Here is a 7352-nt window from a genome sequence, read left to right as displayed (position 1 = left end):
GCGGGCCATGAAGTTCACGTTATCGGTCAGGTCTTTCCATGTACCGGCGACGCCCGGCACGTTGGCCTGGCCGCCCAGTTTTCCTTCAGTGCCCACTTCGCGGGCCACGCGCGTCACTTCGGAGGCAAATGCGTTCAGCTGGTCCACCATAGTATTGATGGTATTTTTGAGCTCGAGGATTTCGCCCTTCACGTCCACGGTGATCTTGCGGGAGAGATCGCCGCGCGCCACCGCTGTCGTCACTTCGGCGATATTGCGCACCTGCGAGGTCAGGTTGCCGGCCATGAAGTTCACGTTGTCGGTCAAGTCTTTCCAGGTGCCCGCGACGCCCGGCACCTGCGCCTGACCGCCAAGGCGCCCGTCGGTACCCACTTCGCGGGCCACACGCGTCACTTCCGCGGCGAAGGAGCGAAGCTGCTCCACCATGGTATTCAGTGTTTCCTTCAGCAGCAGGATTTCGCCGCGCACGTCCACGGTGATCTTCTTCGACAAATCGCCGTTGGCGATGGCGGTCGCCACTTCGGCGATGTTGCGCACCTGGGCCGTAAGGTTGCCAGCCATGAAGTTCACGTTGTCGGTGAGGTCCTTCCACGTGCCTGCAACGCCCGGCACCTGCGCCTGACCGCCCAGCTTGCCTTCGGTACCCACTTCGCGGGCCACGCGCGTCACTTCTGCAGCAAAGGCGTTCAGCTGGTCCACCATCGTGTTGATGGTGTTTTTGAGCTCGAGGATTTCGCCCTTCACGTCCACGGTAATCTTGCGGGAGAGGTCGCCGCGCGCCACCGCCGTCGTCACTTCGGCGATGTTGCGAACCTGTGCTGTGAGGTTGTTCGCCAGCAGATTCACGTTGTCGGTGAGGTCCTTCCAGGTGCCTGCCACGCCCGGCACGTTGGCTTGACCGCCGAGGCGGCCCTCCGTGCCCACCTCGCGCGCCACGCGCGTCACTTCGCCCGCGAAGCGGTTAAGCTGGTCCACCATTGTGTTCAGCGTTTCCTTCAGCTGAAGGATCTCGCCACGCACGTCCACGGTGATTTTGCGGGAAAGGTCGCCGCCGGCGATGGCGGTGGCCACTTCGGCGATGTTGCGGACTTGGGCTGTGAGGTTGCCCGCCATCGAGTTCACGTTGTCGGTGAGGTCCTTCCAGGTGCCGGCGACACCCGGCACTTGCGCCTGGCCGCCGAGCTTTCCTTCAGTGCCCACCTCGCGTGCCACGCGCGTCACTTCCGAGGCGAACGCGTTCAGCTGGTCCACCATGGTGTTGAGCGTGTTCTTGAGTTCGAGGATCTCGCCCTTCACGTCCACGGTGATCTTGCGGGAGAGGTCACCGGTCGCGACAGCGGTCGCCACTTCGGCGATGTTGCGCACCTGCGCCGTGAGGTTCGAGGCCATGGAGTTCACCGAGTCGGTGAGATCCTTCCAGGTGCCGGCAACGCCACGCACCACGGCCTGTCCCCCCAACTTGCCGTCGGTGCCCACTTCGCGGGCCACGCGCGTCACTTCCGAGGCGAAGCCGTTCAGCTGGTCCACCATCGTGTTGATGGTTTCCTTGAGCTGAAGAATTTCGCCCTTCACGTCCACGGTAATCTTCTTCGACAGGTCACCGTTGGCGATGGCAGTCGACACCTCGGCGATGTTGCGAACCTGCGCCGTCAGGTTCGATGCCATGGAGTTCACCGAATCGGTAAGGTCCTTCCACGTGCCGCCAACGCCCGGCACCTGCGCCTGGCCGCCAAGACGCCCGTCCGTACCCACTTCGCGGGCCACGCGCGTCACTTCCGACGCAAAAGCGTTCAGCTGATCCACCATCGTGTTGATGGTGTCTTTCAGCTCGAGGATTTCGCCCTTCACGTCGACGGTGATCTTGCGCGAAAGGTCACCGCGCGCCACGGCGGTCGTCACCTCGGCAATGTTGCGTACCTGAGACGTCAGGTTGCCGGCCATGAAGTTCACGTTATCGGTCAGGTCCTTCCACGTACCGGCCACGCCCGGCACGGTTGCCTGACCACCCAGCTTGCCTTCGGTGCCGACTTCGCGCGCCACGCGCGTCACTTCGGAGGCAAAGCCGTTCAGCTGATCCACCATGGTGTTGATGGTGTTCTTCAGTTCGAGGATTTCGCCTTTCACGTCCACCGTGATCTTGCGGCTGAGGTCGCCGCGCGCCACCGCCGTCGTCACCTGCGCGATGTTGCGGACCTGATCGGTGAGATTGCCGCACATGGCGTTCACCGAATCGGTGAGGTCTTTCCACGTACCGGCCACTCCCGGCACCAGGGCCTGTCCGCCGAGCTTGCCTTCGGTGCCCACCTCGCGCGCCACGCGCGTCACTTCCGACGCAAACGAGCGCAACTGATCCACCATCGTGTTGATGGCTTCCTTCAGCTGCAGGATTTCACCGCGCACGTCGACGGTGATCTTCTTGGAAAGGTCGCCATTCGCGACCGCGATGGTCACTTCAGCGATGTTGCGCACCTGCGCGGTGAGGTTGTTCGCCATCGAGTTCACGGACTCGGTCAAGTCCTTCCACACGCCGGTCACTTCACGCACCTGCGCCTGGCCGCCGAGCTTTCCTTCCGTGCCCACTTCGCGCGCCACGCGCGTCACTTCGGATGTGAACACCGACAGCTGCTTGATCATGGTGTTCACGATGTTGGCCGAGCGCAGGAACTCGCCCTTCAGCGGACGGCCCTCCACATCGAGATGCACGGTTTGCAGCAGGTCGCCCTGCGCCACCGCGGCGATGGCACGAGTCACTTCCGCCGTTGGCCACAGCAGGTCATCAATTAGCGTGTTGACCGAAGATTCCATTTCCGCCCAGGCCCCGACAGACTGGCCGAACTTCACCCGGTGCCGCGTCTTGCCCTGCTTGCCGACCTGTTCACCCACCTTCTCCAGCTGCTCCGCCATGCGCTGGTTGGTGGCAACAATCTCGTTGAAGGCGTCCGCGATTTTGCCGGCGATTCCCACCTGGTCGCTCCGCATACGGACGGAGAAGTCGCCGACCTTCATGGCTTGGAGGGCGCCCAGCAGCTCCTGAAGGTCTACCTGTCCGGGGGCGGCAGCGCCGTTACCATTCATCTGGCGCTTGCGGGAGGGCGAGGCCGGCGTCTTGGCGGCGGCGGGGGTCGGTTCGGAATGGCTGCTCATCGGCTCCTCGGCGCAAAGGGCGTGTGTTCAGTAGCGAAACACCTCGCGAGGCGGCCGGACAATGCCAAAAGACGCGTTAAGTCGCTGAATTATCAGTGACAAACCTTCGCGCCCCATATCGCCGCCCCTCGGAGGCATAAAACCTCGCAGCCCGCTAAACGCGAGCCTTGCCCAAGAGTTCCATCGAGGACCATGCATAGAGCGGAAAATACGTTGTGGTCTTTCCGACAGGATTGCCAGGAGCTTAAGGCGCGATCTGTGCGGCCGCATAGGCCGCGCCGGCAAGCGGGCTGACTACCGACATCACTGCCCAGAAGGGGCTGATCGGCACGCGGATGACGTCGCCGGGATAGATACGCGTCATTTGATCGGCGTCGAGTTTCTCTTCGCGCACGCTGCCGTTGCGGCGGACGTAAATTGGGCCTTCGTTTGCCCGGTTGGTGTAGCCGCCGGCCAGCGCGATCGCGTTGATTGCGCTCATGCCGTTCACGTAGGGGTACTCTCCCGGCCGATTCACTTCGCCAATGACATAGAACGGCCGGTAGGCAGTGATTTCCACGCTCACCTTAGGGTCCTGAAGGTAGCCGTCGGCCAGTCTGGCCGCGATCTGCTGCTCGAGGCCGGCGGCCGTTCCTCCGGCCGCCTGCAGTTCACCGATCAGCGGCAGGCTGACCCGGCCATTGCCGTCCACCTGGAATTCGCCCCCCAACTCGTCCTCGCCGAACACGATCACCCGAACCTTGTCCCCGCTGCCCAATTGGTAGCCATCGTCGGCGGCGACGACGGATGAGCCGCGCAACGGGAGGTCTTGCGCAAGGGTGGCCTGCGGCAGCAGGAGAAGGGCCAACACGGCCCAGCACACAGAGGCAATACGGGACATGGTTAGCATGGTAGGGTCCGACGCCTTGAAAAATCCCTACACGGGACGTGGCACCGGCCGCGCTGCAAGAACGCCGCCAGCGGGGCCGCTTGGGCCGCCCTGTGGCAGCGCTATATGGCGGAGTTGCTGAAGGACTCCGAACCGCACAAGTGAAGGGCAGCACATGGGCATCGAATCGATCAATCCGGCGACCGGCGAAGTTATCGAGCGCTATGACGAGATGAACCACGCGCAAGTCGGCGCGGCGATCGATTCCGCGCACGCCGCGTTCCTCGAGTGGCGCCAGACGGGATTTGGCGAGCGCGCGAAGCGCATGCGCAAGGCAGCGTCGTTGTTGCGTGAGCGCGCAGGCGACTACGGCCGCCTGATGGCGCTCGAAATGGGCAAACCGATCCGCGACGGCATTGGCGAAGCGCAGAAGTGCGCCGCCGGCTGCGACTATTATGCGGAGAATGCCGAGCGATTTCTCGCGGATGAAGTAGTCGAAACGAGTCCGCGCAAGAGCTTCGTCGCTTTCCGGCCCATTGGTGTCGTTCTCGCGGTGATGCCGTGGAATTTTCCGTTCTGGCAGGTCATCCGCTTTGCCGCGCCGGCGCTGATGGCCGGCAACGCTGGCGTGCTGAAACATGCCTCTAACGTGCCGGGCTGCGCGCTGGCGCTGGAGCAGCTGTTCCGCGATGCCGGCTTCCCTGAGAATCTGTTCCGCACGCTGCTCATCGGCAGCAAGATGGTGGGCGATGTCATCGCACACCCGCATGTGCGCGCGGTGTCGATCACCGGCAGCACGCCGGCGGGACGCGATGTCGCCTCCAAGGCCGGCGCGGCACTGAAGAAGACGGTGCTCGAACTGGGCGGCAGCGATGCATATCTGGTGCTGTCGGATGCCGACATCGAATTCACCGCCGCGGCCTGCGCCAAAGGCCGCCTCGTCAATTCCGGGCAAAGCTGCATCGCAGCCAAACGGTTCATCGTCCTTGAAGGCTTGAAAGCGCGGTTCGAGCAGCAGCTTGTTGTTGAGATGGGAAAGGCGGTAGTCGGCGATCCACTGGATGAGAATACCACCGTGGGCCCGCTGGCCCGGCGCGACCTGCGCGACGAGCTGCACGAGCAGGTAACGAAGAGCATCGCAAAAGGCGCGCGCTGTCTGTGCGGCGGCAAGGTACCGGAAGGTCCCGGCGCGTTTTATCCACCTACCGTTCTCACGGGAGTGCATCCAGGCATGCCGGCCTACGATGAAGAGATGTTCGGACCGGTGGCGGCGGTGATTGCTGCGAAGGATGTGGACGACGCAGTGCGCATCGCCAACGATTCCGAATTTGGACTCGGCGGCGGTGTTTTCACCCGCGATCTTGCGCTCGGCGAGCAGATTGCGGCGGATCGTATCGAGGCCGGTTCGGTATTCGTGAATGCAACCGTGGCATCGGATCCCAAGCTGCCGTTCGGCGGCGTCAAGGACAGTGGCTACGGCCGCGAACTCTCCAGCTTCGGCATCCGGGAATTCGTCAACATCAAAACAATCGTCGTAGCCCCGCATGGCACTGTGCCGACATCGAGCCATCATTCAGAGTAGATCTTGGGTTGCTCCAGATAGGGATCAGTCGACCTAACTACCTGTCGGAACGACGCCCGCCTGTTCGACCATCAGTACCACGGAGCGGCCGCGCGCGTGCGGGCAGTGCATAACACCTTTGGGAACGGTGAAGGCCTGGCCGGGCTGAAGGCTGACCATCCGGCCTTCCAACTCGATGTCCAGGTGCCCTTCCATGACCAGAAAGAATTCGTCGGTATCGTCATGCTTGTGCCAGTGGAAGTCGCCTTCCATGACCCCCAGCCGCACCCATGCGCCGTTCACGGCGCACAGCGTCCGGTTCCACCACGGCGTCTGTGCCGCACCGATGGCATTCACGTCGAACTTCTCGGCAGCGTCGAACATAACACTGTCGGTTTCGATGTCGTAGCGGGAGTCCTGGTCGGTCACTACGGCGATCCTGCGACTGTGACTTTCAAGAATGAAGCCGATCCTGCCACATGGCTGTCATGCGGCTCACGCTGACCGCACGGCTCACCTTTCGCATCGGTCGATACCAGCGGTGGTGCCCGCTATCCTGCCGCCGTTATGACAATGGCACGGATACGGCCCTCGACGGCGGCGTGTCCGAAGCTTTGCGCCAAAGCCTCGGCCGCGTCGTCGGTCGCCGCCTCCAAACCCGCAGGATCGCGGGCTTCGATCTCCGCTCGCAGTGGCGTGCCTTGGCAATAGGCGACCGCAGGCACACGTGCAGATGATGCTCTGCTTGTCGCACCCACCTCCTCGGTCACGACTTCGGTAAACCCTGCCGCGTTCAGGTCCGCGCGAAGCTGGGCGACGTCGTAATAGCCATGCGGCGTGCGCGCGAGAAAGCGCGGCGGATCGGATGGAAACCGAGCCGCCAGGGCTTCGGTGATCGTGCCGGCGAAATCGTTTTCGGAAATCCGATCCCAGACATTGAAGACGAAATGTCCGCCAGGCTTCAGCAGCCGGCGCGCCTCACGGTACGCCCGCACCTTGTCGGGAAAGAACATCGCGCCGAACTGACAGAGCACGACATCGAAGGCCTTGTCGTCGAAGGGAAGATCCAGAGCATCCGCCTGGCGCCACTCGATACGTCCATCTTTCGGTTGCTTCGCCCTGGCATAGTCGAGCATCGGCTGGTTCAAATCCGTAGCCACTTGCCACGTGCCGGCAGGCAGCCGCGCTGCCAGCTCCCGGGTGACAACGCCCGTGCCCGCCGCGATTTCCAGCACCGCTTGCGGCTTAAGTTTCGCCACGCGCTCCGCAAGGTCGCGCGCATAGGGTTCGAAAATCAGCGGGACCAGCAGCCGGTCGTAGATTTCCGGAATGGAGCCGGAGAATGTCGTGTCGGAAGTAGTGCTCATTTTAACTCTCGCGGTTCAGCAGATATTGCGGAAGCATCTGAAGCAGATTGGCGGAGGCGCCATATGACCCAACCATCTGCGCCACATTCGTCGCGAGTTCTTCTGCGCGGGCGCGCGCTGCCTCGATGCCAAGCAGCGAGACCAGCGTGGCTTTGCCCTGCTTCGCATCCTTGCCGACCGCCTTGCCGGTTTTCTCCGCCGTGCTCATCACATCAAGCAGGTCGTCGGTGATCTGAAACACAAGACCGAAATCGCGGGCATAGTCGCGCACGCGGTTCTCATGCTCCGCTCCCGCTTCCGCCAGAATGGCGCCGGCGACGCAGCAGAACTCGAACAGCGCGCCGGTTTTCATTCGCTGCAGCAAAATGACTTCGCCCTCGCCGAACGTATGGTTCGGTGCTTCGATGTCGAT

6 protein-coding genes are annotated in these 7352 nt (G+C 62.8%); 1 reads left to right on the top strand and 5 read right to left on the bottom strand.

Annotated elements, in window-relative coordinates:
* On the bottom strand, positions 1 to 3144 hold a 3144-nt coding region (locus VGH41_RS05440), incomplete at its 3' end, for a HAMP domain-containing protein (protein WP_414696608.1).
* Between the two features lie 244 nt (positions 3145 to 3388).
* Complete coding sequence (locus VGH41_RS05435; protein ID WP_331596322.1) at positions 3389 to 4033, bottom strand: polysaccharide biosynthesis/export family protein; 645 nt, start codon at positions 4031 to 4033, stop codon at positions 3389 to 3391.
* 154 nt (positions 4034 to 4187) lie between these two features.
* Between VGH41_RS05435 and VGH41_RS05430 the strand changes: the two genes are divergently transcribed.
* Positions 4188 to 5594, top strand: coding sequence for an NAD-dependent succinate-semialdehyde dehydrogenase (locus VGH41_RS05430; protein WP_331596321.1), 1407 nt, complete (start codon positions 4188 to 4190; stop codon positions 5592 to 5594).
* 33 nt (positions 5595 to 5627) lie between these two features.
* Here VGH41_RS05430 and VGH41_RS05425 read toward each other — a convergent pair whose 3' ends face one another.
* The 3 genes from VGH41_RS05425 to VGH41_RS05415 form a co-directional block, all read right to left on the bottom strand.
* Positions 5628 to 6002, bottom strand: coding sequence for a cupin domain-containing protein (locus VGH41_RS05425; RefSeq protein WP_331596320.1), 375 nt, complete (start codon positions 6000 to 6002; stop codon positions 5628 to 5630).
* A gap of 122 nt (positions 6003 to 6124) precedes the next feature.
* Positions 6125 to 6940: a class I SAM-dependent methyltransferase gene (locus VGH41_RS05420; protein ID WP_331596319.1), complete on the bottom strand. Its 816-nt coding sequence runs from the start codon at positions 6938 to 6940 to the stop codon at positions 6125 to 6127.
* 1 nt (position 6941) lies between these two features.
* Positions 6942 to 7352 (bottom strand): polyprenyl synthetase family protein (locus VGH41_RS05415; RefSeq protein WP_331596318.1); only part of this gene is annotated, 411 nt, incomplete at its 5' end.

The sequence above is a fragment of the Paraburkholderia sp. genome (assembly GCF_036488795.1).
Lineage (GTDB): Bacteria > Pseudomonadota > Gammaproteobacteria > Burkholderiales > Burkholderiaceae > Paraburkholderia.
Note: the sequence above shows the minus strand (reverse complement) of the source record. Positions and strands in the feature narration are given on the sequence as shown.